Raw genomic sequence first — 25,406 nt, forward strand, 5'->3', positions numbered from 1 at the left:
GGAATGAATGCGCTCAAGTCTAGGCGTCTTTACAAAATTTTGCGGTGACGTGTATCAAATTTGAGCCTTTCGCCTGGAGCACCGCTGCGGTGCTCCAGAGCATGCGCAGTGAAATGCTTTTTAAGGCAGTTGCTGGCTGGCGTAGAACGCACTTAACACTTTGACCAGATGCGCCAGGTCATGGCTGCCCGCCAGTTCGCGAATGGAGTGCATGGCAAATGTCGGCAGGCCGATATCCACTGTGCGCACACCCAGGTGGCTGGCGGTAATCGGGCCGATGGTCGAACCACATCCCATGTCGCTGCGCACCACAAAGCTTTGCACGGGCACTTCTTCGGCCATGCACAAGTGACGGAAGAAGCCGGCTGTTTCGCTGTTGGTGGCGTAACGCTGGTTGCTGTTGACCTTGATCACCGGGCCTGCGTTGAGCTTTGGGCCATGGTTGGCGTCGTGCTTGTCGGCGTAGTTGGGGTGTACGCCGTGAGCGTTGTCAGCAGACACCAGCAGCGATTTTTGAATGGTGCGTACGAACTCATCACCTTCAGGCAGCAGGCGTTGCAGGATTTGCTCCAGCATCGGGCCGTCAGCGCCGCAGGCTGAACAGGAGCCGACTTCTTCGTGGTCGTTGGCCACAAACAGGCAGGTTTCATCGGTTTCGGTATTGAGCAGCGCTTGCAAACCGGCGTAGCACGACAGCAAGTTGTCCAGACGTGCCCCGGCAATGAAGTCGCTGTTCAGACCAATCACCGCGGCACTTTGGGTGTCGTAGAAGCTGAGCTCGAAATCGAGCACCACGTCGGCATTCAGGCCGTGCTCGCGCGCCAGTTGGTCGGTCAGCAAGGCGCGAAAGTCTACCCGCTCATCGCCCGCGACCTGCGCCAGAATCGGTGGCAGCTCGGTTTGCGGGTTGATCGCCCAGCCTTCATTGGCGGCGCGATTGAGGTGAATTGCCAGGTTGGGAATGGTGGCGATAGGCGTTCTGAAGTCAATCAGTTGGCTTTCGACCATGCCGTCGCGGCGGAAGGTGACACGGCCGGCCAGCGACAGGTCGCGGTCAAACCAGGGGGCGAGCAACGCGCCGCCATACACCTCAACGCCCAATTGCCAAAAACCCTGACGTTGCAGTTCGGGCTGAGGCTTGACTCGCAGGCAGGGGCTGTCTGTGTGCGCGCCGACCATGCGAATACCACCGTGCAAAGGTGAGTGGCGGCCCAGCTTGAAGGCAACGATAGAGGAGTCGTTGCGAGTGACGTAATAGCGCCCGTTGGCTTCAGTGAACCAGGTTTCGCGTTCGTCGAGGCGCTGATAACCGGCGGCCTCCAGACGCTGAACCAGACTGGCGGTGGCATGAAAGGGGGTAGGGGAGGCCTTGAGAAAGTCGATCAGGCCTTGGTTCAACTCTTCGCGCATAAGTTACTCCAGACAGCAAGGCCGCGAGTTTAGCGCATTGGTCGCAAGAATTGACCTCAAATGAACGTGAAACCTGTAGTCGCTGCCCAGGTACGCAGGCTGCGATCGGGCGCGAAGCGGCCGTAAATCCAAATCACTGCGGTACAGCTGACACAGCGGATTTAACGGTTTTACGACGGCTTTGGCGCCGATCACAGCCTCGTTTTACTCGTCAGTGCCTACAGGTGTTATCCGTCCACGCGCTAACGGGCAGGGCCTGGTTTAAAACGGAGCGGGGCATTCGAAGCGCAAGCGTTCACCGGTTTGCGGGTGAGTGAAACTCAGCATGCTGGCGTGCAGGCACAGGCGCGGGTAAGCCGCGAGCGCTTGCTCATGGGCATACAGACCGTCACCCAACAGCGGATGGCCGATAGACAACATGTGGACGCGCAGTTGGTGCGAGCGCCCGGTAATGGGCGTCAGTTCAACCCGGCAATAATCCCCGCAGCGCTCCAGTACTTTCCAGAACGTCAGCGCATTTTTGCCGAACTCGTGATCCACCACATGCCGGGGCTTGGTCGGCGGGTCGTAGCGCAGTGGCAAATCAATGCTGCCGCTGTCCAGTTCTGGCTGGCCCCATGCCAAGGCGGTGTAGGCTTTTTCGGTTTCGCGGTCATGAAATTGACGAGACAGTTCGCGGTGGGTGTCGGCGTCACGCGCAAGCAAAATGATCCCGGAGGTTTCCCAGTCCAGCCGATGCACGATCCGCGCTTCGGGGTAGCCGTTTTCTTGCAGGCGGGTGATCAGGCAATCCTTGTTGTCATCTGCACGGCCGGGCACGGACAGCAGCAACGTCGGTTTGTTGACCACAAGAACACCAGCGTCCTCGTGGATGATATGGATGTTCGACAACGGCATTAAAACAGCCTCATGAGAAACGCCAACGGCGACGTGGGAGCCTTCTTGCAAGAGAAGGCGCCCAGGTCGCCGTGGTGTCAGCCGGATTGATTAACGATCTGGCAGGGTGATATTGAGTTCCAGGATCGAGCAGCTGCCTTCGTTTTCAAGGGCAATTTGAACTTGATCAGACTCGATGTTGACGTACTTGCGGATCACTGCGACCAGTTCTTTTTGCAGAGCTGGCAGGTAATCCGGCGTACTGCGCTGGCCGCGTTCATGCGCCACGATGATCTGTAGACGCTCTTTCGCCACCGACGCCGTGGTGGGTGATTTCCTTGTACGAAAGAAGTCAAAAATATTCATTGCTTAGTTGCCTCCAAACAGGCGCTCGAAGAATCCCTTCTTCTGTGCATCGAGGAAACGATGCTCAACGGTTTTGCCCAGCAAGCGATCAACCGCATCGCTGTAGGCCTGACCGGCGTCGCTTTGATCATCAAGGATCACGGGCACGCCCTGGTTGGAAGCCTTGAGCACGGCCTGAGATTCCGGAATCACGCCCAGCAGGGCCACGGCCAGAATTTCTTTGACGTCTTCAACGCCCAGCATCTCGCCTTTACTGACGCGCTCAGGGTTGTAGCGGGTCAGCAGCAGGTGTTCTTTGATCGGGTCTTCACCCAGCTCGGCGCGACGCGACTTGCTCGCCAGCAGGCCCAGCATCCGGTCGGAGTCACGTACCGAGGACACTTCCGGGTTGGTCACGACAATCGCTTCATCGGCGAAGTACATGGCCAGGTGAGCACCGGTTTCGATGCCGGCCGGGGAGTCGCAGACCACGAAGTCGAAGGTTTCTTTAAGTTCCATCAGAACTTTTTCGACGCCTTCTTTGGTCAGCGCATCTTTGTCACGGGTCTGGCTGGCGGCCAGCACGTACAGGTTTTCCAGGCGCTTGTCTTTGATCAGTGCCTGTTGCAGGTTGGCTTCGCCATTGACCACGTTAACGAAGTCATACACCACGCGGCGCTCGCAGCCCATGATCAAGTCCAGGTTACGCAGGCCAACGTCGAAGTCGACGATGACTGTTTTGTGACCGCGCAGTGCGAGGCCGGTACCGATAGCGGCGCTGGTGGTGGTCTTACCCACACCACCCTTGCCGGATGTAACCACGAGAATCTTGGCCAAGGTGTTTCACCCCTAAGGAAAAAGGACTTTTTAGCCCCTGAATAACATCTCTATTAACGACGGCAGGTGAACAGGCCTGGCGGGTTGTCGTTCGGGCTAACACTGACGTGCAGTCAATACCGCCTGATTACGTACTTCCTACAAGATTTAAACTGTTTTCTCTGCGCTTTTGAGACGGTTGGAAAATGGCGAGAGTATCCGTTAAAGACGGGTGATGTTCAACATGTCACTTGACAGACTGATTTGAACCCCTGCGCCCCACAGCGGATCGCGGCGCAGGTCTTCGGATACTTTGTACTTGCCGGCAATCGACACCAGCTCGGCGCTCAGCTGCTGACAGAAAATCCGCGCCTTGGTGTTGCCTTTATGTCCGGCCAGTGCGCGACCGCGCATAGGCCCGTACACATGGATGTTGCCATCGGCCATAAGTTCCGCACCGGGGCTGACGGCCGCCATCACCACAAGGTCGCCGCCTTCGGCGTACACCGTCTGGCCTCCGCGTACCGGGGTGGTAATGATTTTGGTCGGCTTGATCACGGGCTCGGGCGGTTTTTCGGGCTTTTTCTTGACCTGGGCTTCAACCGGTTCAATCGGCCGTTCACGTGCACCGGAGGGCGGCAGCACTGGCAGGTCGATAGCGATGGCGGCGGCAATGTCTTCAATGCGGCTGGCACGGATCGCCAGGGTGCGCAGGCCATGTTGGCGGCACACGCGCATCAGGCCGGGCAAATCAATGGCGCCTTCGCCTGCGGGCATTTTGTCCAGAGCCAGCACGAGCGGTGTGTTGCTGAAAAAATTGGGTGCTTGAGCCACCTTGGCGGCCAGTTGGCGATCAAGGGCTTCAAGGTTGTTTTTGGCCAGTTCCAGCACCGTGATGGCGAGCATACTGCCCTTAAGCTGGAACACAGGGGCTTGGTCTAGCGATTCGGTTTGGCTCATGGTCGGCTTAATGCGGCTTGTCACTTAAAGTGCTGAGACTTATAACGAGAACGCCCGCCAGCCGCAAGCGGGGTCTAACGATGTAGAATGCCCGGCCCTTGTGTCTGTCCGGAATCATTAATGGATCGCCCGCGTTTTCGTGCCACTTTTTTTCACCCGCGTTTTTGGCTGCTTTGGCTCGGCCTGGGCGTGCTCTGGCTGGTGGTTCAACTGCCCTACCGGTTACAACTGTGTATCGGTCGCGCGCTGGGTGCGCTCATGTACCGTGTGGCCGGTGACCGTCGACGTATTGCCGCGCGTAACCTCGAACTGTGTTTTCCCGACAAGTGCGCGGCCGAGCGCAAACACCTGTTGAAAGAAAACTTCGCCTCCACCGGCATCGCCTTTTTTGAAATGGCCATGAGCTGGTGGTGGTCCAAACCACGTTTGGCCAAGCTCGCCCATATAGAAGGGCTGGAGCACCTCAAGCAGGCGCAACTGGAAGGCCGGGGCGTGATCTTGATGGCGTTCCACTTCACCACGCTGGAAATCGGCGCCGCCTTGCTCGGTCAGAAGCACACCATCGACGGCATGTACCGCGAGCATGGCAACCCGCTGTTCGACTTTATTCAGCGTCGCGGCCGTGAGCGGCACAATCTGGATTCATTGGCCGTGGAGCGCGACGACGTGCGCGGCATGCTCAAATTGCTGCGCTCCGGGCGGGCGATCTGGTACGCACCTGACCAGGACTACGGCGCCAAGCAAAGTATTTTCGTGCCGCTGTTCGGTATTCAGGCGGCGACTGTCACGGCGACCAGCAAGTTTGCCAAGTTGGGCAAAGCGCTGGTTGTGCCCTTTACTCAACAACGACTGGCGGATGGCAGTGGTTACACGTTGGTGATTCATCCGCCGATGAAGGATTTCCCTGGAGAAAGCGATGAGGCGGACTGCTTGCGCATCAATCAGTGGGTCGAGCGGGCTATCCGCGAGTGCCCCGAGCAGTACCTGTGGGCGCATCGTCGGTTCAAAACACGTCCACCGGGCGAGCCGAAGTTGTACGACAAACGCCGCTGAGGGTGATCGCCTCTTCGGAGTGCTGCGTTGAGTGCCACGCAGGCGGTCACAGGTCTGATTCTTTCCGGGGGTGGTGCGCGCGCGGCCTACCAGGTGGGCGTGCTGGCCGCGATTGCCGAGTTGCTGCCTGAGGGCGCGGCTAATCCATTTCCGGTGATTGTCGGCACCTCCGCCGGTGCTATCAATGCGGTCAGCCTGGCCAGCGGTGCAATGAACTTTGCCAGTGCGGTGGAGCATTTGACCGCGTTCTGGCAGGCGTTTGAAAGCCGTCGCGTGCTGCGCAGCGACTGGCCGGGAGTGATGCGCCAGGCCAGTCGTTTTGTGGGCCATAGCCTGCTGGGGCTTGGCTCGCATGTACCGGTGGCGCTGCTCAACAGTTCACCCCTGCGCGAGCTGCTCAGCGACAAAATCAATTTTTCGGGCATCAACCAAGCGATTGAGGCGCAGCAACTGCGTGCGGTGGCGGTCACCGCGTTCGGCTATTCATCGGGCCAGGCGGTGACGTTCTACGAGGGTAAGGGCGCAATCGACGGCTGGTTACGCCACCGCAGGATCGGAATGCCGACGCCATTGACGATTGAGCATTTACTGGCCAGTTCAGCCATCCCCTTGTTGTTTGCCCCGGTCAAAATTGGCGAAGAGTATTTCGGTGATGGCGCGGTCCGTCAGTCTGCCCCCATCAGTCCTGCGCTGCATCTGGGCGCCAACCGCGTGTTGGTGGTCGGGGTCAGTGGCAACCCGCGCGGGCCAGATGCGCAAGACAGCCAGCTACGTCAGTTCAGTGCGCAGCAACCGACGTTGGCACAGATAGGCGGTCACATGCTCAACAGCACGTTTATCGACAGCCTTGAGAGTGATATCGAACTGCTGGAGCGTTTGAATCACTTCAGTCGCGTGCTGCCTCGGCAAACCGACCACTTGGGTTTGTCGCCGGTGGAGGTACTGGTGATTGCACCGAGCCAGCCCATTGACGAAATTGCCGCACGTCACCGACATGAGTTGCCTGCGGCGCTACGCCTGTTTTTGCGTGGGCCGGGAGCGACTAAAACCAGTGGCGCGGGGGTGTTGAGTTATTTGTTGTTCGAAGCGGGATATTGCCGCGAGTTGATCGCGCTGGGGCGCATGGATGCTTTGGCCAAACGCAAACAGCTGTGCACGTTTCTGCGGATTTAGCCGTCGGGCTGCGCGCAGGCAGCGCAGCCCGAAGGGGAGAGGTTTACTCGGCGATTTGCAGTTTTCGCGCTTCTGTATAGATGTAGCGCAGCTTGTCGTATTCAAACGGCGAGTCGAACTGGCCATAGCGGAAGCTGGTGTTGTAGCGCTTGTCGACTGCGCCCAGCACCCAGATTTCCGGGTGGCGGGTGCTTTCGTGGGGCACGTTGAGGAAGTTGATTTCCTGGTTCGCGCCGTAGTCGACCACCAGGCCGGTGGTGTCTCGCAGGTTGGATGGCCCCAGAATCGGCAGCATCAAGTACGCGCCGCCGGGCACGCCATAGAAGCCCAGGGTTTGCCCGAAGTCTTCGCTCTGGCGTGGCAGCCCCATGGCCGTGGCCGGGTCCCACAAACCGGCTACGCCCAGTGTGGTGTTCAGCAGCAGGCGCCCGGTGGTTTCCAGTGAACGATGGCCCTTGAGTTGCAGCAGACTATTGAACAGGTTGGGCACATCACCCAGGTTGTTGAAAAAGTTGCTGACGCCGGTGCGCAGGAAGCTGGGGGTCACGTAGCGGTAGCCGTTGACCACCGGCAGGAACACCCATTGATCGAACCGGTAGTTGAAGTGGTAGATGCGGCGGTTGACCGACTCCAGCGGGTCATAAACGCTCAGGGCGTTCATGGTGGCGCGTTCGAATTCTCGCTGATCCAGCCCCGGGTTGAATTTGAGCAGCTTCAATGGCTCAGTGAAGCCATCGGCATCTACTGTGCGTTCGGTCTGTGCTTTGCTGTTGTCCGCTTGGGCGACGCCGGCGCTCAGTAGAGCGGCAGCCAGTAATAGATGTTTAGCCACGGAAGAACTCCAGCATAGCGTCAGCGTTGACACGGTAGTTGAGGTTGCCGCAATGGCCACCATACGGGTACACCGTCAGGCGATTGCCGAACGTTTCACGCAAAAAGCCCAAATCGCCAGGGCCGAGGATGATGTCGTCGGCATTGTGCATGACCGCGATCTTCGGGCTGTTTTTCAGGTAGTCCTTGAGGGCGTACAGGCTGACCTGATCGATCAGTTGCAACAGGCTGCCGCCATCGGTGCGGGCGCGCCACATCGGGATGACTTGCTCGGTCAGGTAACAGTCAAAGTCGCACTGCAAGGAGCGCTTGAGGAAAGGCGTCAGGCTGGTGCCTTCGGTGATCGGGTAGTTGGGCGGGGTAATCAGGCCGCGGCGGTTGATCAAGTCCGAGGTGAACACGATGTCGGCCGACGAGAAACGGAACATAGTGCCGATCAGCATCGCCATTTGTTCGTTGGTCAGTCGTTCTTTGGAGTTCTGGATGTCGTACACCAGCGCTGCGTTGAGGTCGACATAGCCTTTTTGCTTGAAGTACTCGGTCAGTTTGTTCAACACCAGCTCGTAGAACGTGGTGCTGTTGTTGATGCCTTTAACTTCTGTTTGCACCAGTTTGTCGAGGTTGCTGATGGAGGTGTACAGGTTGACTGGGGGGTTGAGCATCAGCACTTTTTTGAAGTTGAAGCTTTTACGGGTTTCATCCAAGTGGCTGACAAAGGCGGCATTCAGCGCGCCAAGGCTATACCCGCTGAGGTAATAGTCGGTGACGGGCACGTCGGCCTGTTGCGCGCGAATGGCCTGCATCACGCGATACAAATCTTCGGCGTCGTATTGGCTGATACCGGGGGTGGCATAGCGTGAGGCTGCGCTCATAAAGTCATAGCTGGTGGGCGATGACAGCTGCACTACGTGATAACCGGCCTGGTAAAACAGCTTTTTCAGGAATTCGTTGAGGCTGCTGTCATAGGGCGCACCGGTGCCTGCGATCAGGAAGATCAGTGGGGCCGGATGATCTTGCCTGGCCATGCGGTAGGAGAGTTTTTTTACCGCCCAAAAGTTGGCCGGCAGCGTGAACTCACGTTCAGGGCGCATCGTCAGGCTGTAGTCCGATTGACGGATGTCATCTTCGCTCGGCAGATAGGGGCGCATCTGCGGTGGTGTTGTCGCGATGGTGGCTTCAAACGGATTGGTAATCGGGTAGCCATAGGTGGCGGGGTCGACATCGACCGCCTGCGCGGACGCACTCAGTAATAGGCCGCCCAGAAGGGCGACGAGGGGCAGAGAACGAAGCATGAAGGCTATCCCTAGAGAAGGTGCGGAGAAGATTCGCAGGCTATGACCACAGGGCTGACGTCGAAGTGCCGTGGTGCACCCCTAAATAAATCCCCAAGTTGTCGCAGGCAGGCAATTAGCTATCGCAAGATACACGTTGAATGACTTTAGTGAACAGATATCTGATTGCAAGGCTTGCATAGCCCATAAGTGCGATTAAGCTGGGCGCCGCTTTTGCTTATCGGAGTTGTTATGCGTCCTCGTTTGCCATTTATATTGCTTCTAATTGCTTTGCCTGTATGGCTGGCGGCCGGCTATGGCCTGCGTTATGGCCTGATGGAAGATGCGCAGTGGGTAGGCACGTGCGTGGCAGAAGCAACACGTTGGGAGTGTCAGTTGCGCGCCAACCTGGGGTGGTTGATCCACTTCAGGGCGATGGGTTGGGTTGCCGTGGCAGTCGCAGTGGTGGCGTTTTTTGTACGCGGGCGCGTTGGCAGTGCACTGGCGGTTGTGGCGTTGGCATTCGGGTTGCCTGCACTGGCGTTGTATAACGCCAGTCTGGCCGTGTTTGCAGTGGTGATTGCGGGGCTGCGGCTGGTAAGAGCGCGCACAGTTTGAGGAGGGCCAGTTGCAGTGGCCGGGGAGCAGGCCGAGACCGCTGCACCTTATGTGTGTGGTGCAGCGGCTACTGAGTGAGTAGCCGCGGCCTGCTCGAGCCTCGTTCAGCGAGTGCGTATGCTGCGCCACAAAGCGAGTACCAGCAGCAGACTAACCAGCGCCCACCCCCATGCCTGTTCGTTGCTCACTCCTTCGCGATACAGCTGTAACGGAATGCCAGCGCCGATGATAAACGCCAGCAAGCCAAACTCACGCCGTGGTCCGCACACGGGGCGCAGCAGGTAAACCAGCGCGGGCAGCAACAAGGCTGCACTGGGGAAGCTGCGGTAGCGCGGTTCAAACACCAGCCCCAGCATCATGACCGCTCCGGCAAATCCGGCAGCAGCCAACCACCAGCCCGCACGGCGTTCCAGGTGGTTGAACAGGCGCTCGCGCCACCCCTCTTTTTGACCCAAGGCCAGTGCCGCATGGGTCATCACAATCAGGTTCAAGGCCAAGAGTGCCCCGGCCCACACCCATTCCCCGGCAAAGCGGCTGGTGACGGAGGCCAGTTCAGCCCAGGCAATGATCGTGCACCCTGACACTGCGCCCAGTGCGGGCAACAACAACGCTGCACGCGTGCTGCGAACGCGCCCGCCAATCAGCAGGGTGGCGAGGAGCAGGGCTGTACCCAAGCCGAGCCAGACGGGCCAATGCGGCAAGTTGGAGACCGGCCCGGCCAGAATGCCTTTGTCCTGGCGGTCAGCGTCAAACAACCCCCAGTAGCCACCTACTGCTCCTTCGCTGCCACGTTTCCAGGGCTGGTCAAAGGCTTCGATCAGGTTGTACTTCCAGCCGTTTTGTTCGGCCAGGGTGACAAAGCCGCGAATGAACTTGGCTTCGTTGACGCGACTTGGCAGGGCAGTTTCGCGCTGTCGGCCTTCGCTGGGCCAGCCGGTCTCACCAATCAGGATGTCTTTAGGGGCGAATTTGCTGCCGAAGACTTCACGGATCTGTTCGACGTGTTTCACGGCTTGGTCGACGCCTGCCGGGTCATCTTCCCAGTAAGGCAGCAGGTGAATGGTCAGAAAATCCACCGCAGGTGCGATTTCAGGGTGTTGTAACCAGAACTCCCATACGTCTGCGTACGTCACCGGTTGTTTGATTTGATGCTTTACCTGCTCGATCAGTGTGACCAGTTGCGGGGCAGTGATTTCTTTACGCAGCAGGGCCTCGTTACCCACGATCACGGCACTGACGACGTCGGGGTTGGCATTGGCCGATGCAATGAGCGCCTTGACCTCTGCGGCGGTCGCTATCGGGTCCGGGCTTACCCAGGCGCCGATCATCAACTTGAGCCCGTGCTTGCGGGCCAGCTCGGGTAATGCCTCCAGCCCGGCCTGCGAATAGGTGCGAATGCACTGAAAGCGCGTGGCGAGTAACGCCAGGTCTGCATCCATGCGCTCAATGCGCGGCACGAACGGTTGGTCGAAGGGCGATTGATCTTTATCGAACGGGGTGTAGGAGGCACATTGCAGTTTGTGTGTCGCAGTGGCCGCGTCGGGCAACAGGACGGGTTGGCCCAGGCCGTACCAGAAGCCGGCAACTGCAAACAGGCTGAGTAGACAGGCGAAGAGGTAGGGCAGGGCTGGAAAGCGGGCAGTCGCGGACATGGGCAGGCCGTATAGGAGCAAAGCCGCGCATCTTACCTGCAATTGAGTGTGCTCAGCGCTTGTGAATAATTTTGTTACGTCTACGCGTGATGTCGCTTGCGGCTGCCTTGATGTCGTCGTCAGAGCAGGTCGATCGTAACGGGGCGTTGATGATCAAGGTGTGGGTTCGGGCGGTCCGGCACTCGTCGGGCCCGACACAGTGAGGAATCAGTGATGAGCATGCGACGACTCTTGAGTGTGGGGGCTGCTGTAGTGCTGGCGATGAGTGCGGGGTTGGCCAGCGCGCAAACCAAACCGACGTTGACCATTGGGTATGTGGACGGCTGGTCTGACAGCGTGGCAACGACTCATGTGGCCGCTGAAGTGATCAAACAAAAGTTGGGGTATGAGGTCAAGTTGATGCCGGTCGCAACGGGCATCATGTGGCAGGGCGTGGCCACGGGTAAGCTGGACGCCATGTTGTCCGCCTGGTTGCCTGTCACGCATGGCGAGTATTGGGCCAAGAACAAGGACAAAGTGGTGGATTATGGTCCCAACTTTAAAGACGCCAAAATCGGTCTGATTGTGCCTGAGTACGTGAAGGCCACCTCCATCGCGGATCTGAAAGATGACAGTGGCTTCCAGCAAAAAATCGTCGGAATTGATGCCGGGTCAGGGGTGATGCTCAAAACGGATGAGGCCATCAAGGATTACGGTCTGGGCTATAAATTGCAGGCCAGTTCTGGCGCGGCCATGACTTCGCAGTTGGGGCGCGCGTATGCCAAGCAAGAGCCGATTGTGGTCACGGGGTGGGTGCCGCACTGGATGTTTGCCAAATGGAAGCTGCGCTTTCTGGATGATCCCAAAGGCGTGTATGGCGCTGCTGAGACAGTTAATAGCATTGGCAGCACAGCATTGGGCACCAAAGCGCCTGAAGTGGCGGCCTTCCTGAAAAAATTCCACTGGAACTCAAAGGACGAAATTGGCGAGGTCATGTTGGCGATTCAGGAAGGGGCCAAGCCTGATGTTGCTGCCAGAGAGTGGGTGGCAAAGCACCCTGAGCGCGTGGCTGAGTGGGTCCAGTAAAAACCGCTGAAGTGTCTAGCTCGCAGCCCCCAGAACCGCCCGGCGATATTGCCCGGCGGTTTTTTCATTTATAGGCTGGCAAATTGATGTCGTTATCCTTGCAGGCTAGATAAACCGGGGGCTACAGCAGATTGAGGGTTCTACTACTAAAGTCGTCTGGCTTAGAAATTGAAGCCCCCTAATAGTGAAAACGTTCCATCTCATCTGTGCTGCGAGGACAAAAATAATGAACGACAGCATTTACCTCAAGATTCAAAACAGCCCGCGTTTCAAGGAGCTGGTTAAGAAAAGAGAGCGTTTCGCCTGGATTCTATCGGCGATCATGCTTGGCTTGTACGCCGCTTTTATCCTGTTAATTGCCTACGGGTCGCACATCATGGGGGCGAAACTGAGCCCCGATTCGTCTATCACCTGGGGGATTCCGATTGGTGTGGGGCTGATTATTTCGGCTTTTATACTGACCGGTATCTATGTGCACCGGGCCAATGGCGAATTTGACGACCTGAACAACGCAATTCTCAAGGAGGCTGCGCAATGATCCGGCGTCTATTGGCAACATTGGGCCTTGCAGCCTTATCTTCCGGCGTCTGGGCAGCCGATGCCTTGACCGGTGAAGTTCAAAAACAACCGCTCAACGTGTCGGCGATCATTATGTTCGTCGTCTTTGTGGGGGCGACCCTGTGTATTACCTATTGGGCTTCCAAGCGCAATAAGTCGGCAGCGGACTACTACGCAGCGGGCGGTAAGATCACAGGCTTTCAGAATGGTCTGGCGATTGCGGGCGACTATATGTCTGCGGCGTCTTTTCTGGGTATTTCCGCGCTGGTGTACACCTCTGGCTACGATGGCCTGATCTACTCGATCGGCTTTCTGGTGGGCTGGCCCATCATTTTGTTCTTGATCGCAGAGCGTTTGCGCAACTTGGGCAAGTACACGTTTGCTGACGTGGCCTCGTACCGGTTGGGTCAGACTCAGATCCGCTCCTTGTCTGCCTGCGGTTCGTTGGTGGTGGTGGCGTTTTACCTGATCGCGCAAATGGTCGGTGCAGGCAAGCTGATCCAATTGCTCTTTGGTCTGGATTATCACGTTGCGGTCATTCTGGTCGGCATCCTGATGTGCCTGTACGTGCTGTTTGGCGGCATGCTGGCCACTACGTGGGTACAGATCATCAAGGCGGTGCTGTTGTTGTCGGGCGCAACCTTCATGGCTGTCATGGTAATGAAGCACGTCAACTTCGACTTCAACGCATTGTTTGCTGAAGCGGTGCAGATTCACCCTAAAGGTGAAGCGATCATGAGCCCGGGCGGTTTGGTCAAAGACCCGATTTCTGCCTTCTCCCTCGGCCTTGCACTGATGTTTGGTACGGCTGGTCTGCCGCACATTCTGATGCGCTTCTTCACGGTGAGCGACGCTAAAGAAGCCCGTAAGAGCGTGTTCTATGCGACTGGCTTCATTGGTTACTTCTACATCCTGACGTTCATTATTGGTTTTGGTGCAATCATCCTGGTCAGCACCAACCCGGCTTTCAAAGACGCTGCTGGCGCCTTGTTGGGCGGTAATAACATGGCGGCGGTGCATTTGGCTGACGCAGTGGGTGGCAGTATCTTCCTGGGCTTTATCTCGGCGGTCGCGTTTGCCACCATTCTGGCAGTCGTTGCGGGCCTTACATTGGCGGGCGCCTCGGCGGTGTCTCACGACTTGTATGCCAGCGTCATCAAGAAGGGCAAGGCGAACGACAAGGACGAGATTCGCGTCTCGAAGATCACCACCATCGCGCTGGGCGTGTTGGCGATTGGCCTGGGTATTCTGTTCGAAAGCCAGAACATCGCGTTCATGGTTGGCTTGGCGTTCTCGATTGCGGCCAGCTGCAACTTCCCGGTACTGCTGCTTTCCATGTACTGGAAAAACCTGACCACGCGAGGGGCCATGATTGGCGGCTGGCTGGGTCTGATCAGTGCTGTTGGCTTGATGATCCTTGGCCCAACCATTTGGGTGCAGATCCTTCATCATGAAAAAGCCATCTTCCCTTACGAGTACCCGGCACTTTTCTCAATGATCATTGCGTTTGTGGGTATCTGGTTCTTCTCGATTACTGACAAGTCCAAGTCGGCCGAGAAAGAGCGGGCACTGTTCTTCCCGCAGTTTGTACGTTCCCAGACAGGGTTGGGGGCAAGCGGGGCGGTGGATCATTAATCCGCGCTAGACAGCCTGCTTAAAACAATCCCCCTGTCGTGAGGCAGGGGGATTTTTTATTGGCCCCGACATCTGCGGCACGCACAAATCCCATAGCAGTCGCAAAGTCATGCGCAGCGGTGTGTCAGTTCAACCTCGCTTGGCATTTACGATGGCTTTGCCATCGGACGTAGCCTCGCGGAGCTTGGCAACTGCTACGAAATGAGTTTGGTGTTTGTGGGCACAAAAAAATACGGCCTCTATTAGATAGAGGCCGTATTCGGTGCAGCTAAGACACTGTCGTGCAATGACAGGCCTTACTTGCGGTCTTCCAGGTTGGTCAGGTCACGCTGCTCGTAGCCGGTGTACAGCTGGCGCGGACGGCCAATCTTGTACGGGCTGGAGAGCATTTCTTTCCAGTGCGAGATCCAGCCGACAGTGCGCGACAGGGCGAAGATCACGGTGAACATGCTGGTTGGAATGCCGATCGCCTTGAGGATGATCCCCGAGTAGAAGTCGACGTTCGGGTACAGCGAGCGTTCGATGAAGTACGGGTCGGTCAGGGCGATCTCTTCCAGGCGCATGGCCAGTTCGAGTTGCGGATCGTTCTGAATGCCCAGCTCTTTGAGAACTTCGTCGCACGTCTTCTTCATGACCGTGGCGCGCGGGTCGCGGTTTTTGTAAACCCGGTGACCGAAGCCCATCAGTTTGAATGGATCGTTTTTGTCCTTGGCCTTGGCGATGAATTTGTCGATGTTGGACACATCGCCAATTTCGTCGAGCATGGTCAGCACGGCTTCGTTGGCGCCGCCGTGGGCAGGGCCCCACAGTGCAGCGATGCCCGCCGCAATACAGGCGAACGGGTTGGCACCCGAAGAGCCTGCCAGACGCACGGTAGAGGTTGACGCATTCTGTTCGTGGTCGGCGTGCAGGATAAAGATCTTATCCATCGCCTTGGCCAGTACCGGGCTGATCGGTTTGATCTCGCACGGGGTGTTGAACATCATGTGCAGGAAGTTTTCGGCGTAAGTCAGGTCGTTACGCGGGTACATCATGGGTTGGCCCATGGAGTACTTGTAAACCATCGCTGCCAGGGTCGGCATCTTGGCAACCAGACGGATCGCGGAAATTTCGCGATGCTGCGGGTTATTGATGTCCAGAGAGTCGTGGTAGAAGGCCGAGAGGGCGCCGACTACACCGCACATGACTGCCATAGGGTGGGCATCACGACGGAAGCCGTTGAAGAAGGTCTTCAACTGCTCGTGAACCATGGTGTGGTTCTTTACGGTGCTGACAAATTGAGCTTTCTGCTCTGCGGTCGGCAGTTCGCCGTTGAGCAGTAGATAAGCGGTCTCAAGATAGTCAGAGTGTTCGGCCAGCTGTTCAATCGGGTAGCCGCGGTGCAGCAGGATACCGTTGTCACCATCAATATAGGTGATCTTCGACTCGCAAGACGCGGTCGACATGAAGCCAGGGTCAAATGTGAACCGGCCCGTGGCCGTCAGGCCTCGCACATCGATTACATCGGGACCCACGGTGCCAGTTAAAATGGGCAGCTCGACGGGGGCTGCGCCCTCGATGATCAACTGCGCTTTTTTGTCAGCCATGTGGCCTCCTATTTATGCTTGAAATCATCAGACAGACCCCCCACGCAGGGCCCGCACCACTATAGTGAGATAAATTTGAATGTCAATTTGCCTAAAGTCTTGCTGTACAAGGCTTTGAGGTGTGTTTTTTAGCGATTATCCCTGCCGTTTACGCCTTTTATAGCCTGAGCGCAATGCGCTATTAGAGGCAGGTGATTGCGTTGTCATTAGTAAGCCAACTGTCTATACTCGGCAGCCGACCGCCAGAGGCTTTAGGGCCTGTTTAGATGGGGGTCGTCACTCCCCGGGTGGTGGGTACCTGACCAGTGCGCATCCCAACAAACTTGCCCTGATTGTTAGGGGCTCTTCAGTGTGAAAAAAGCCGTGAATAGCCAACGACCTGTAAACCTAGACCTAAGGACCATCAAACTCCCCATCACCGGCGTTACGTCATTCCTGCACCGTGTATCGGGCATCATTCTGTTTCTTGGCCTGGGCATCATGCTTTATGCATTGAGCAAATCCCTGGGTTCGGAAGAAGGTTTTGCCGAGGTGAAGGCGTGCTTGACCAGTCCGCTGGCCAAATTCGTTGCGTGGGGGCTGCTATCTGCCTTGCTGTATCACCTGGTGGCAGGTATTCGCCATTTGATCATGGACATGGGTATCGGTGAGACGCTGGAAGGCGGCAAGCTGGGCTCGAAAATTGTCATCGTCATTTCCGTGGTGATGATCGTTCTGGCAGGAGTTTGGATATGGTAACCAGCGTTACGAACCTATCGCGTTCGGGCCTCTATGACTGGATGGCACAGCGTGTGTCTGCGGTCGTTCTAGCGGCTTACTTCATTTTCCTGATCGGATACCTCGTTGCGAACCCTGGCATTGGCTACGCCCAATGGCATGAGCTGTTTGCAAGCAACTGGATGCGTATCTTCAGCCTGCTGGCCCTTGTTGCACTCGGCGCTCACGCCTGGGTCGGCATGTGGACCATCGCGACCGACTACCTGACGCCAATGGCGCTGGGCAAGTCCGCGACCGCAGTACGTTTCCTCTTCCAGGCAGTTTGCGGCGTTGCAATGTTCGCTTACTTCGTCTGGGGTGTGCAGATTCTTTGGGGTATCTGATTCATGGCTAACACAGTTAATACACTTTCGTTCGACGCCATTATTATTGGCGGCGGCGGTGCTGGCATGCGCGCTGCTTTGCAGCTGGCACAAGGCGGTCACAAGACTGCTGTAATCACCAAGGTCTTCCCGACCCGCTCCCACACCGTTTCGGCTCAGGGTGGCATCACCTGCGCAATCGCCTCTGCCGATCCAAACGATGACTGGCGCTGGCACATGTACGACACCGTCAAGGGCTCCGACTATATCGGTGACCAGGACGCTATCGAATACATGTGTTCCGTAGGCCCTGAAGCCGTATTCGAGCTGGAGCACATGGGTCTGCCATTCTCCCGTACCGAGCAAGGCCGCATCTACCAGCGTCCTTTCGGCGGTCAGTCCAAGGACTTCGGTAAAGGCGGCCAGGCTGCACGGACTTGCGCTGCGGCTGACCGTACCGGTCACGCGCTGTTGCACACCCTTTATCAAGCCAACCTGAAGGCCGGCACCGTATTCCTGAACGAATACTACGGCGTCGATCTGGTGAAGAACGAAGCTGGCGATTTTGTCGGCATGATCGTTATCTGCATCGAAACCGGCGAAACCTCGTACGTTCGTGCCAACGCCACCGTATTGGCGACGGGCGGTGCAGGCCGTATCTACTCCTCGACCACCAACGCCTTGATCAACACCGGTGACGGTATTGGCATGGCGCTGCGTGCTGGCGTACCGGTACAAGACATCGAAATGTGGCAGTTCCACCCCACCGGTATTGCCGGCGCCGGTGTACTGGTTACCGAAGGTTGCCGTGGTGAAGGTGGATACCTGATCAACAAGCACGGCGAGCGTTTCATGGAGCGCTATGCGCCGAACGCTAAAGACCTTGCTGGTCGTGACGTTGTGGCTCGCTCGATGGTTAAAGAAATCATCGCGGGCAACGGCTGCGGTCCGGATGGCGACCACGTCATGTTGAAACTCGATCACCTCGGTGAAGAAGTTCTGCACAGCCGTCTGCCAGGCATCTGCGAACTGTCCAAGACGTTCGCTCACGTTGACCCGGTACTGGCTCCGGTTCCAGTAGTTCCAACTTGCCACTACATGATGGGCGGCGTTGCCACCAACATTCATGGTCAGGCAATCACTCAGGACGCCGACGGCAACGACCAGATCATTCCTGGCCTGTTCGCAGTGGGTGAAGTGGCGTGCGTATCGGTTCACGGTGCCAACCGTCTGGGCGGTAACTCGTTGCTCGACCTGGTGGTGTTCGGTCGTGCTGCCGGCCTGTTCCTTGAGCAGACCCTCAAAGAAGGCGTCGATTATGCGCGCCCACGCCAGTCCGATATCGACGCTGCCCTGGCACGTCTGGACGGCCTGAACTCGCGTACTGACGGCGAAGACGTGGCAACCCTGCGTAAAGAACTGCAAAGCTGCATGCAGAACTACTTCGGTGTATTCCGCACTGGCGAATACATGCAGAAGGGTATTGCCCAGCTGGCCGATCTGCGCAAGCGCATCGCCAACGTGAAAATCAACGATAAGAGCCAGGCGTTCAACACGGCCCGTATCGAAGCCCTTGAGCTGCAAAACCTGCTCGAAGTGGCTGAAGCGACTGCAATCGCTGCTGAAGTCCGTAAAGAATCGCGCGGTGCTCACGCCCGTGAAGACTTCGAAGATCGTGACGACGTTAACTGGCTGTGCCACACCCTGTACTTCCCGGGTGACAAGCGCGTAGCCAAACGTGCGGTGAACTTCTCGCCGAAAACCGTTCCGACCTTCGAACCTATGGTTCGGACTTACTAAGGGTGGCCGATATGTTGAAAGTCAGTGTTTATCGCTACAACCCGGATCAAGACGCTGCGCCGTTCATGCAGGAGTTCCAGGTCAATACCAACGGTAAAGACCTGATGGTGCTGGACGTACTGGCTCTGATCAAAGAGCAGGACGAAGGTTTCTCCTATCGTCGCTCTTGCCGTGAGGGCGTTTGCGGCTCCGACGGCATGAACATCAACGGCAAAAACGGCCTGGCGTGCGTAACGCCACTGTCCGCTGTCGTTAAAGGCAACAAGCTGATCGTTCGTCCTCTGCCAGGTTTGCCGGTTATCCGTGACCTGGTCGTCGATATGAGCATCTTCTACAAGCAATACGAGAAGGTGAAGCCGTTCCTGCAGAACGATACGCCGGCCCCGGCCATCGAACGTCTGCAATCGCCAGAAGAGCGTGAAAAGCTCGACGGTCTGTACGAGTGCATCCTGTGCGCTTGCTGCTCGACTTCCTGCCCGTCCTTCTGGTGGAACCCGGACAAGTTCCTGGGCCCTGCTGCACTGCTGCAAGCCTATCGATTCCTGGCTGACAGCCGTGACACCAAGACCAGCGAGCGTCTTGCTTCACTGGATGACCCGTTCAGCGTATTCCGCTGCCGCGGGATCATGAACTGCGTCAACGTGTGTCCGAAGGGCTTGAACCCGACTAAGGCCATCGGTCACGTGCGTAGCATGCTGCTGCAAAGCGGCGTTTGATACACAAGCTGTAACGTAGATCGCTGTAACCGTAGATGCTACGGCGCAGGCTTCAACCGGCGCCGTAGTTATAACCTGAGCAGCAGCTCACAAAGTTGCGGCTCTTATTTTGAAGAAATGAGACCAGCAGGGGCATCCGGGCTGGTACCCGGACTATCAGCGTGATCCTAAGTGGCTTGTTTTAGTCGCTGTATTCGGACTTTCTCAAGCGTGCTCTGGTGTTCTCGTCGATGGTGTCCCCTAACCGAGGGTGACCAAGCATGCAAGAAAGCGTGATGCAGCGCATGTGGAACAGCGGCTATCTTTCAGGTGGTAACGCTGCCTATGTGGAAGAGCTCTATGAGCTCTACCTGCACGACCCTAACGCTGTGCCAGAAGAATGGCGCACCAAATTTCAGACGTTGCCGACTGACGGCAACTCTGCCAACGATGTTTCGCACTCCACAATCCGCGACCATTTCGTGCTGCTGGCAAAGAACCAGCGCCGCGCCCAACCGGTTTCCGCCGGGAGCGTGAGCAGTGAGCACGAGAAGAAGCAGGTTGAAGTGCTGCGATTGATCCAGGCCTATCGGATGCGCGGCCACCAGGCAGCCCAGCTTGATCCGCTGGGGCTGTGGCAGCGTCCTGCACCTGCAGACCTGTCGATCAATCATTACGGCTTGACCAATGCCGATCTTGATACGACCTTCCGTGCCGGCGACCTGTACATCGGCAAAGAGGAAGCGAGCCTACGCGAAATTCTCGAAGCGTTGCAGCAGACATATTGCCGCACCATTGGCGCAGAGTTCACGCACATCGTCGATTCCGAGCAGCGCCACTGGTTTGAACAGCGCCTCGAAAGCGTGCGCGGCCGCCCAACGTATTCGGCAGATGTCAAAAGCCACCTGCTTGAGCGCGTCACGGCTGCTGAAGGTCTGGAAAAATACCTGGGTACCAAATACCCCGGCACCAAGCGTTTCGGCCTGGAAGGCGGCGAGAGCCTGATTCCTTTGCTGGACGAACTGATCCAGCGTTCGGGCAACTACGGCACCAAAGAAATCGTCATCGGCATGGCCCACCGTGGTCGTCTGAACGTATTGGTGAACACCTTCGGCAAAAACCCGCGCGAATTGTTCGACGAGTTCGAAGGCAAGAAGAAGATCGAGCTGGGTTCCGGTGACGTTAAATACCACCAGGGCTTCTCCTCCAACGTCATGACCTCCGGTGGCGAAGTTCACCTGGCAATGGCGTTTAACCCTTCCCATTTGGAGATCGTTTCTCCTGTGGTTGAAGGCTCTGTACGTGCCCGTCAGGATCGTCGTAACGACAAGACTGGCGAGAAAGTGCTGCCAATTTCCATCCACGGTGATGCTGCTTTCGCAGGTCAGGGCGTGGTCATGGAAACCTTCCAGATGTCGCAGACCCGCGGCTTCAAGACGGGCGGTACGGTGCATCTGGTGATCAACAACCAGGTTGGCTTCACCATCAGCAACCCGGAAGATTCCCGTTCTACCGAGTACTGCACTGACGTTGCGAAAATGATTCAGGCGCCGATCCTCCATGTGAATGGTGATGATCCGGAAGCCGTGTTGTTCGTGACCCAGTTGGCCATCGACTACCGCATGCAGTTCAAGCGCGACGTCGTGATCGACCTGTTCTGCTACCGCCGTCGCGGTCACAACGAGGCCGACGAGCCAAACGGTACGCAGCCGCTGATGTATCAGCAAATCGCCAAGCAGCGCACCACCCGTGAGCTGTATGCCGAGCGTCTGACGCAAGAGCAAGTGGTTGACGCAGAGCGCGTTCAGGCCAAGATCGACGAATACCGCAACGCGCTGGACAACGGTCTGCATGTTGTGAAAAGTCTGGTCAAAGAGCCGAACAAAGAGCTGTTCGTTGACTGGCGTCCATATCTGGGCCACGCCTGGACGGCGCGTCACGACACGCGCTTTGATCTCAAAACCCTGCAAGAACTGTCTGCCAAGCTGCTGGAAATTCCAGAAGGCTTCGTGGTACAGCGCCAGGTTGCGAAGATCTACGAAGACCGTCAAAAAATGCAAGCCGGCGGCCTGCCGATCAACTGGGGTTATGCCGAAACCATGGCATACGCGACCCTGGCGTTCGAAGGTCACCCGATCCGCATGACCGGTCAAGACATCGGCCGCGGTACGTTCTCGCACCGTCACGCCGTGTTGCACAACCAGAAAGATGCGGGCACCTACATTCCGCTTCAGCACCTGTACGAAGGTCAGCCACGTTTTGACCTGTACGACTCGTTGCTGTCGGAAGAAGCCGTACTGGCATTCGAATACGGTTACTCGACCACTACGCCAAACGCGCTGGTGATCTGGGAAGCCCAGTTCGGTGACTTTGCCAACGGTGCACAAGTCGTGATTGACCAGTTCATCACCAGCGGCGAGCACAAGTGGGGTCGCCTGTGCGGTCTGACCATGCTGCTGCCACACGGTTATGAAGGTCAGGGCCCTGAGCACTCCTCGGCACGTCTTGAGCGTTACCTGCAACTGTGTGCCGAGCACAACATTCAGGTGTGCGTACCGACCACGCCAGCGCAGATCTACCACCTGCTGCGCCGTCAGGTTATCCGTCCGCTGCGCAAGCCGCTGATTGTGCTGACACCCAAGTCGTTGTTGCGTCACAAACTGGCCGTTTCGACCCTGGAAGACCTGGCCGAAGGTTCGTTCCAGACCGTTATTCCAGAGATCGATGCACAAGATCCGGCCAAGGTCGATCGCATCGTGCTGTGTAGCGGCAAGGTCTACTACGACCTGCTGGAAAAACGCCGTGCCGAAGGTCGTGAAGACATCGCCATCGTGCGTCTTGAGCAGCTGTACCCATTCCCTGAGGACGACTTGATTGAAGTCCTGGCTCCGTACAAAAACCTCAAACACATTGTTTGGTGTCAGGAAGAGCCGATGAACCAGGGTGCCTGGTACTGCAGCCAACATCACATGCGCCGCATCATTGGCGGTCACGACAAGTCGCTCGTACTCGAGTACGCGGGCCGTGACGCTTCTGCTGCACCTGCTTGTGGTTATGCATCGATGCACGCTGAGCAACAGGCCAAACTGTTGCAAGACGCGTTTACTGTTTAACGCCTTCGCGCACTGAACCGAATTAAAGGAACCACGAACATGGCTATCGAGATTAAAGCCCCAACTTTTCCGGAATCGGTTGCCGACGGCACCGTTGCCACTTGGCACAAGCAACCAGGCGACGCTGTAAAGCGTGACGACCTGATCGTTGATATCGAAACCGACAAGGTTGTGCTGGAAGTGCTGGCCACAGCTGATGGCGTGCTGGGCGCTATCGTCAAGAACGAAGGCGACACTGTTCTGTCCGACGAAGTGCTGGGTTCCATCGTTGAAGGCGGCGCTGCTGCTGCCGCTCCAGCCGCTCCAGCCGCTGCACCGGCTGCCCAGGCTGCTGCACCTGCCGCTGACGGCGAAGACGATCCGGTTGCTGCTCCGGCTGCGCGCAAGATCGCTGAAGAAAACGGTATCAACATTGCTTCCGTTGCCGGTACTGGCAAAGGCGGTCGTGTGACCAAGGAAGACGTAGTCGCTGCTGTTGCTGCCAAAAAGGCCGCGCCTGCTGCTGCACCTGCCAAGGCCGCCGCGCCTGCCGCTGCTGCTCCGGTATTCGCTGCTGGCGACCGCGTTGAAAAACGTGTACCGATGACCCGCGTTCGCGCCACCGTGGCCAAGCGTCTGGTTGAAGCACAGTCGAACATGGCGATGCTGACCACCTTCAACGAAGTAGACATGACCGAAATCATGGCACTGCGTTCGAAGTACAAGGACCTGTTCGAGAAGTCCCACAACGGCGTACGCCTGGGCTTCATGTCGTTCTTCGTTAAAGCGGCCACCGAAGCGCTGAAACGCTTCCCGGCAGTTAACGCTTCGATCGACGGTTCCGACATCGTTTACCACGGCTTCGCCGACATCGGTGTGGCTGTTTCCAGCGACCGTGGTCTGGTGGTTCCGGTTCTGCGTAACGCAGAACTGATGAGCCTGGCTGAAATCGAAGGCGGCATTGCCGCTTACGGCAAGAAAGCCCGTGACGGCAAACTGTCGATCGACGAAATGACCGGCGGTACGTTCACGATCACCAACGGTGGTACTTTCGGTTCGATGATGTCGACCCCGATCGTCAACCCGCCGCAGGCTGCGATCTTGGGCATGCACAACATTCTTCAGCGCCCAATGGCAATCAACGGTCAGGTCGTTATCCGTCCGATGATGTATTTGGCTTTGTCTTACGATCACCGTTTGATCGATGGCAAAGAAGCTGTAAGTTTCCTGGTAGCAATCAAAAACCTGCTGGAAGATCCAGCGCGTCTGCTGCTGGATATCTGATAGAAGCAGCCCTGCGCTGCAAGTCTGGAGCCTTCAGTCGTTCGCGACCGGGTTCTGACTTGCAGCGGTCGGCTTGAAGCGTGTCGCTAAAAGAGGATTCTTTTACATGTCTCAGAAATTTGACGTTGTAGTGATTGGTGCGGGCCCTGGCGGCTACGTTGCAGCCATCAAGGCCGCGCAACTGGGCCTTTCGACTGCATGCATCGAAAAATACACCGACAAGGAAGGCAAACTGGCGCTGGGCGGTACTTGCCTGAACGTTGGCTGCATTCCATCCAAGGCGCTGCTGGACAGCTCCTGGAAGTATCACGAAGCTAAAGATGCGTTCGCCATTCACGGTATCACCACCGGTGAAGTGAACATGGACGTGCCAGCGATGGTCGGCCGCAAAGCCAACATCGTTAAAGGTCTGACTTCCGGCGTTGCCACCCTGTTCAAGGCGAACGGCGTTACTTCCCTGCAAGGCCACGGCAAACTGCTGGCCGGCAAGCGTGTAGAGCTGACCAAGCCAGACGGCAGCGTAGAAATCATCGAAGCCGAGAACGTGATTCTGGCCTCGGGTTCGCGTCCGATCGACATTCCGCCAGCACCTGTTGACAACAACGTCATCGTTGATTCGACTGGCGCACTGGAATTCCAGTCGGTGCCTAAGCGTCTGGGCGTGATCGGCGCGGGTGTTATCGGTCTGGAACTGGGTTCGGTATGGTCCCGTCTGGGCGCCGAAGTCACTGTTCTGGAAGCGTTGGACACGTTCCTGATGGCAGCTGATGCTGCTGTGTCCAAAGAAGCCTACAAAACCCTGACCAAACAAGGTCTGGACATCAAGCTGGGCGCTCGCGTAACCGGTTCCAAGGTTAACGGCGACGAAGTCGTTGTGACCTACACCGATGCCAACGGCGAACAGACCATCACCTTCGACAAGCTGATCGTAGCGGTAGGTCGCCGTCCGGTGACCACTGAACTGCTGGCAGCTGACAGCGGTGTGACCATCGATGAGCGCGGTTTCGTGTTTGTTGACGATCATTGCGCCACCAGCGTTCCGGGCGTATTCGCCATCGGTGACGTGGTACGCGGCATGATGCTGGCTCACAAAGCGTCCGAAGAAGGCATCATGGTGGTTGAGCGCATCAAAGGTCACAAGACCGAGATGAACTACGACCTGATTCCATCGGTTATTTACACTCACCCGGAGATCGCGTGGGTCGGTAAAACCGAACAGGCCTTGAAAGCTGAAGGCGTTGAAGTTAACGTCGGCACCTTCCCGTTCGCAGCCAGTGGCCGTGCCATGGCAGCTAACGACACCGGTGGCTTTGTAAAAGTCATTGCTGATGCCAAAACTGACCGCGTACTGGGTGTCCACGTGATTGGCCCGAGCGCAGCAGAGCTGGTACAGCAGGGCGCAATCGGTATGGAATTCGGCACCAGTGCCGAGGATCTGGGCATGATGGTTTTCTCCCATCCAACCCTGTCCGAAGCGTTGCACGAAGCAGCGCTGGCAGTGAATGGCGGCGCCATCCACATTGCCAACCGTAAGAAACGTTAAGACCAGACAATAAGAAACCACGGCGGTTTGCCCGTCGTGAGCCTTGCTTGCAAGCCTCACCGCG

At 57.2% G+C, this 25,406-nt stretch carries 22 protein-coding genes; 13 read left to right on the forward strand and 9 right to left on the reverse strand.

The window, feature by feature from the left end:
* Window positions 1-120: 120 nt before the first annotated feature.
* The 5 genes from ACP7A4_RS05100 to minC form a co-directional block, all read right to left on the reverse strand.
* Window positions 121-1,410: a M18 family aminopeptidase gene (locus ACP7A4_RS05100; RefSeq protein ID WP_048365257.1), complete on the reverse strand. Its 1,290-nt coding sequence runs from the start codon at window positions 1,408-1,410 to the stop codon at window positions 121-123.
* A gap of 261 nt (window positions 1,411-1,671) precedes the next feature.
* Window positions 1,672-2,358: an RluA family pseudouridine synthase gene (locus ACP7A4_RS05105; protein WP_125828512.1), complete on the reverse strand. Its 687-nt coding sequence runs from the start codon at window positions 2,356-2,358 to the stop codon at window positions 1,672-1,674.
* A gap of 39 nt (window positions 2,359-2,397) precedes the next feature.
* Window positions 2,398-2,652: a cell division topological specificity factor MinE gene (minE, locus tag ACP7A4_RS05110; protein WP_059764243.1), complete on the reverse strand. Its 255-nt coding sequence runs from the start codon at window positions 2,650-2,652 to the stop codon at window positions 2,398-2,400.
* Window positions 2,653-2,655: 3 nt separating this feature from the next.
* Window positions 2,656-3,468 carry a septum site-determining protein MinD gene (gene minD / locus ACP7A4_RS05115; protein WP_048365260.1) on the reverse strand — a complete coding sequence of 271 codons (813 nt, stop codon included), beginning with the start codon at window positions 3,466-3,468 and terminating at the stop codon, window positions 2,656-2,658.
* A 201-nt stretch (window positions 3,469-3,669) separates the two neighbouring features.
* On the reverse strand, window positions 3,670-4,407 hold the full coding sequence (gene minC / locus ACP7A4_RS05120) for a septum site-determining protein MinC (RefSeq protein WP_059764241.1): 738 nt from the start codon (window positions 4,405-4,407) through the stop codon (window positions 3,670-3,672).
* A gap of 120 nt (window positions 4,408-4,527) precedes the next feature.
* Between minC and ACP7A4_RS05125 the strand changes: the two genes are divergently transcribed.
* Window positions 4,528-5,460, forward strand: a complete 933-nt coding sequence (locus ACP7A4_RS05125) for a lipid A biosynthesis lauroyl acyltransferase (RefSeq protein ID WP_203302703.1) — start codon at window positions 4,528-4,530, stop codon at window positions 5,458-5,460.
* Window positions 5,461-5,487: 27 nt separating this feature from the next.
* The gene (locus ACP7A4_RS05130) at window positions 5,488-6,633 is read left to right on the forward strand and encodes a patatin-like phospholipase family protein (RefSeq protein ID WP_426245810.1); all 1,146 of its coding nucleotides are present in this window, start codon (window positions 5,488-5,490) and stop codon (window positions 6,631-6,633) included.
* Window positions 6,634-6,676: 43 nt separating this feature from the next.
* On the opposite strand, the gene ACP7A4_RS05135 is transcribed toward ACP7A4_RS05130, so the two are convergent.
* Window positions 6,677-7,465, reverse strand: coding sequence for an MlaA family lipoprotein (locus ACP7A4_RS05135; RefSeq protein ID WP_059764234.1), 789 nt, complete (start codon window positions 7,463-7,465; stop codon window positions 6,677-6,679).
* On the reverse strand, window positions 7,458-8,756 hold the full coding sequence (locus tag ACP7A4_RS05140) for a serine/threonine protein kinase (RefSeq protein WP_059764233.1): 1,299 nt from the start codon (window positions 8,754-8,756) through the stop codon (window positions 7,458-7,460). The genes ACP7A4_RS05135 and ACP7A4_RS05140 overlap by 8 nt, the downstream gene beginning before the upstream one ends.
* 231 nt (window positions 8,757-8,987) lie before the next feature.
* On the opposite strand from ACP7A4_RS05140, the gene ACP7A4_RS05145 reads away from it, so the two are divergent.
* Complete coding sequence (locus ACP7A4_RS05145; RefSeq protein ID WP_059764230.1) at window positions 8,988-9,353, forward strand: hypothetical protein; 366 nt, start codon at window positions 8,988-8,990, stop codon at window positions 9,351-9,353.
* A 104-nt stretch (window positions 9,354-9,457) separates the two neighbouring features.
* Here ACP7A4_RS05145 and ACP7A4_RS05150 read toward each other — a convergent pair whose 3' ends face one another.
* Complete coding sequence (locus tag ACP7A4_RS05150) at window positions 9,458-11,005, reverse strand: glycosyl hydrolase family 17 protein (RefSeq protein WP_059764228.1); 1,548 nt, start codon at window positions 11,003-11,005, stop codon at window positions 9,458-9,460.
* Window positions 11,006-11,218: 213 nt separating this feature from the next.
* Between ACP7A4_RS05150 and ACP7A4_RS05155 the strand changes: the two genes are divergently transcribed.
* From ACP7A4_RS05155 to ACP7A4_RS05165, 3 genes are all read left to right on the forward strand, one after another.
* Entirely contained in the window at window positions 11,219-12,070 is an 852-nt protein-coding gene (locus ACP7A4_RS05155) for a glycine betaine ABC transporter substrate-binding protein (RefSeq protein WP_059764226.1), read from the forward strand.
* A gap of 226 nt (window positions 12,071-12,296) precedes the next feature.
* Complete coding sequence (locus tag ACP7A4_RS05160; RefSeq protein ID WP_059764223.1) at window positions 12,297-12,608, forward strand: DUF485 domain-containing protein; 312 nt, start codon at window positions 12,297-12,299, stop codon at window positions 12,606-12,608.
* Window positions 12,605-14,263 (forward strand): cation acetate symporter, encoded by a 1,659-nt coding sequence (locus ACP7A4_RS05165; RefSeq protein ID WP_059764221.1) that lies wholly within the window; start codon window positions 12,605-12,607, stop codon window positions 14,261-14,263. Before ACP7A4_RS05160 ends, ACP7A4_RS05165 begins: the two co-directional genes overlap by 4 nt.
* Before the next feature lie 296 nt (window positions 14,264-14,559).
* Here the strand turns inward: ACP7A4_RS05165 and gltA are convergent, their stop codons facing one another.
* On the reverse strand, window positions 14,560-15,849 hold the full coding sequence (gltA, locus tag ACP7A4_RS05170; protein ID WP_059764219.1) for a citrate synthase: 1,290 nt from the start codon (window positions 15,847-15,849) through the stop codon (window positions 14,560-14,562).
* Window positions 15,850-16,200: 351 nt separating this feature from the next.
* On the opposite strand from gltA, the gene sdhC reads away from it, so the two are divergent.
* The 7 genes from sdhC (at window position 16,201) to lpdA (ending at window position 25,342) form a co-directional block, all read left to right on the forward strand.
* Window positions 16,201-16,587, forward strand: a complete 387-nt coding sequence (gene sdhC / locus ACP7A4_RS05175; RefSeq protein ID WP_070411961.1) for a succinate dehydrogenase, cytochrome b556 subunit — start codon at window positions 16,201-16,203, stop codon at window positions 16,585-16,587.
* The gene (sdhD, locus tag ACP7A4_RS05180) at window positions 16,581-16,949 is read left to right on the forward strand and encodes a succinate dehydrogenase, hydrophobic membrane anchor protein (RefSeq protein ID WP_003446906.1); all 369 of its coding nucleotides are present in this window, start codon (window positions 16,581-16,583) and stop codon (window positions 16,947-16,949) included. The genes sdhC and sdhD overlap by 7 nt, the downstream gene beginning before the upstream one ends.
* Before the next feature lie 3 nt (window positions 16,950-16,952).
* Window positions 16,953-18,728: a succinate dehydrogenase flavoprotein subunit gene (gene sdhA, locus ACP7A4_RS05185; protein WP_016780168.1), complete on the forward strand. Its 1,776-nt coding sequence runs from the start codon at window positions 16,953-16,955 to the stop codon at window positions 18,726-18,728.
* Window positions 18,729-18,739: 11 nt separating this feature from the next.
* On the forward strand, window positions 18,740-19,444 hold the full coding sequence (locus ACP7A4_RS05190) for a succinate dehydrogenase iron-sulfur subunit (RefSeq protein ID WP_048365272.1): 705 nt from the start codon (window positions 18,740-18,742) through the stop codon (window positions 19,442-19,444).
* Window positions 19,445-19,704: 260 nt separating this feature from the next.
* Window positions 19,705-22,536, forward strand: coding sequence for a 2-oxoglutarate dehydrogenase E1 component (locus tag ACP7A4_RS05195; protein ID WP_059764217.1), 2,832 nt, complete (start codon window positions 19,705-19,707; stop codon window positions 22,534-22,536).
* A gap of 39 nt (window positions 22,537-22,575) precedes the next feature.
* Complete coding sequence (odhB, locus tag ACP7A4_RS05200; protein ID WP_059764215.1) at window positions 22,576-23,799, forward strand: 2-oxoglutarate dehydrogenase complex dihydrolipoyllysine-residue succinyltransferase; 1,224 nt, start codon at window positions 22,576-22,578, stop codon at window positions 23,797-23,799.
* Between the two features lie 106 nt (window positions 23,800-23,905).
* Window positions 23,906-25,342, forward strand: coding sequence for a dihydrolipoyl dehydrogenase (gene lpdA, locus ACP7A4_RS05205; protein ID WP_048365275.1), 1,437 nt, complete (start codon window positions 23,906-23,908; stop codon window positions 25,340-25,342).
* Window positions 25,343-25,406: the final 64 nt, after the last annotated feature.

This window comes from Pseudomonas sp. TWR3-1-1 (assembly GCF_049896545.1).
GTDB lineage: Bacteria > Pseudomonadota > Gammaproteobacteria > Pseudomonadales > Pseudomonadaceae > Aquipseudomonas > Aquipseudomonas weihenstephanensis.

Bases quoted from the DNA above. Each gene is read 5' to 3' on its own strand.
- gltA (WP_059764219.1), bottom strand. From the start codon at position 15,849: ATGGCTGACAAAAAAGCGCAGTTGATCATCGAGGGCGCAGCCCCCGTC.
- ACP7A4_RS05195 (WP_059764217.1), top strand. From the start codon at position 19,705: ATGCAAGAAAGCGTGATGCAGCGCATGTGGAACAGCGGCTATCTTTCA.
- ACP7A4_RS05100 (WP_048365257.1), bottom strand. From the start codon at position 1,410: ATGCGCGAAGAGTTGAACCAAGGCCTGATCGACTTTCTCAAGGCCTCC.
- ACP7A4_RS05145 (WP_059764230.1), top strand. From the start codon at position 8,988: ATGCGTCCTCGTTTGCCATTTATATTGCTTCTAATTGCTTTGCCTGTA.
- ACP7A4_RS05140 (WP_059764233.1), bottom strand. From the start codon at position 8,756: ATGCTTCGTTCTCTGCCCCTCGTCGCCCTTCTGGGCGGCCTATTACTG.
- sdhD (WP_003446906.1), top strand. From the start codon at position 16,581: ATGGTAACCAGCGTTACGAACCTATCGCGTTCGGGCCTCTATGACTGG.
- ACP7A4_RS05190 (WP_048365272.1), top strand. From the start codon at position 18,740: ATGTTGAAAGTCAGTGTTTATCGCTACAACCCGGATCAAGACGCTGCG.
- minE (WP_059764243.1), bottom strand. From the start codon at position 2,652: ATGAATATTTTTGACTTCTTTCGTACAAGGAAATCACCCACCACGGCG.
- lpdA (WP_048365275.1), top strand. From the start codon at position 23,906: ATGTCTCAGAAATTTGACGTTGTAGTGATTGGTGCGGGCCCTGGCGGC.
- odhB (WP_059764215.1), top strand. From the start codon at position 22,576: ATGGCTATCGAGATTAAAGCCCCAACTTTTCCGGAATCGGTTGCCGAC.
- sdhA (WP_016780168.1), top strand. From the start codon at position 16,953: ATGGCTAACACAGTTAATACACTTTCGTTCGACGCCATTATTATTGGC.
- ACP7A4_RS05165 (WP_059764221.1), top strand. From the start codon at position 12,605: ATGATCCGGCGTCTATTGGCAACATTGGGCCTTGCAGCCTTATCTTCC.
- ACP7A4_RS05160 (WP_059764223.1), top strand. From the start codon at position 12,297: ATGAACGACAGCATTTACCTCAAGATTCAAAACAGCCCGCGTTTCAAG.
- ACP7A4_RS05155 (WP_059764226.1), top strand. From the start codon at position 11,219: ATGAGCATGCGACGACTCTTGAGTGTGGGGGCTGCTGTAGTGCTGGCG.
- ACP7A4_RS05125 (WP_203302703.1), top strand. From the start codon at position 4,528: ATGGATCGCCCGCGTTTTCGTGCCACTTTTTTTCACCCGCGTTTTTGG.
- minC (WP_059764241.1), bottom strand. From the start codon at position 4,407: ATGAGCCAAACCGAATCGCTAGACCAAGCCCCTGTGTTCCAGCTTAAG.
- ACP7A4_RS05150 (WP_059764228.1), bottom strand. From the start codon at position 11,005: ATGTCCGCGACTGCCCGCTTTCCAGCCCTGCCCTACCTCTTCGCCTGT.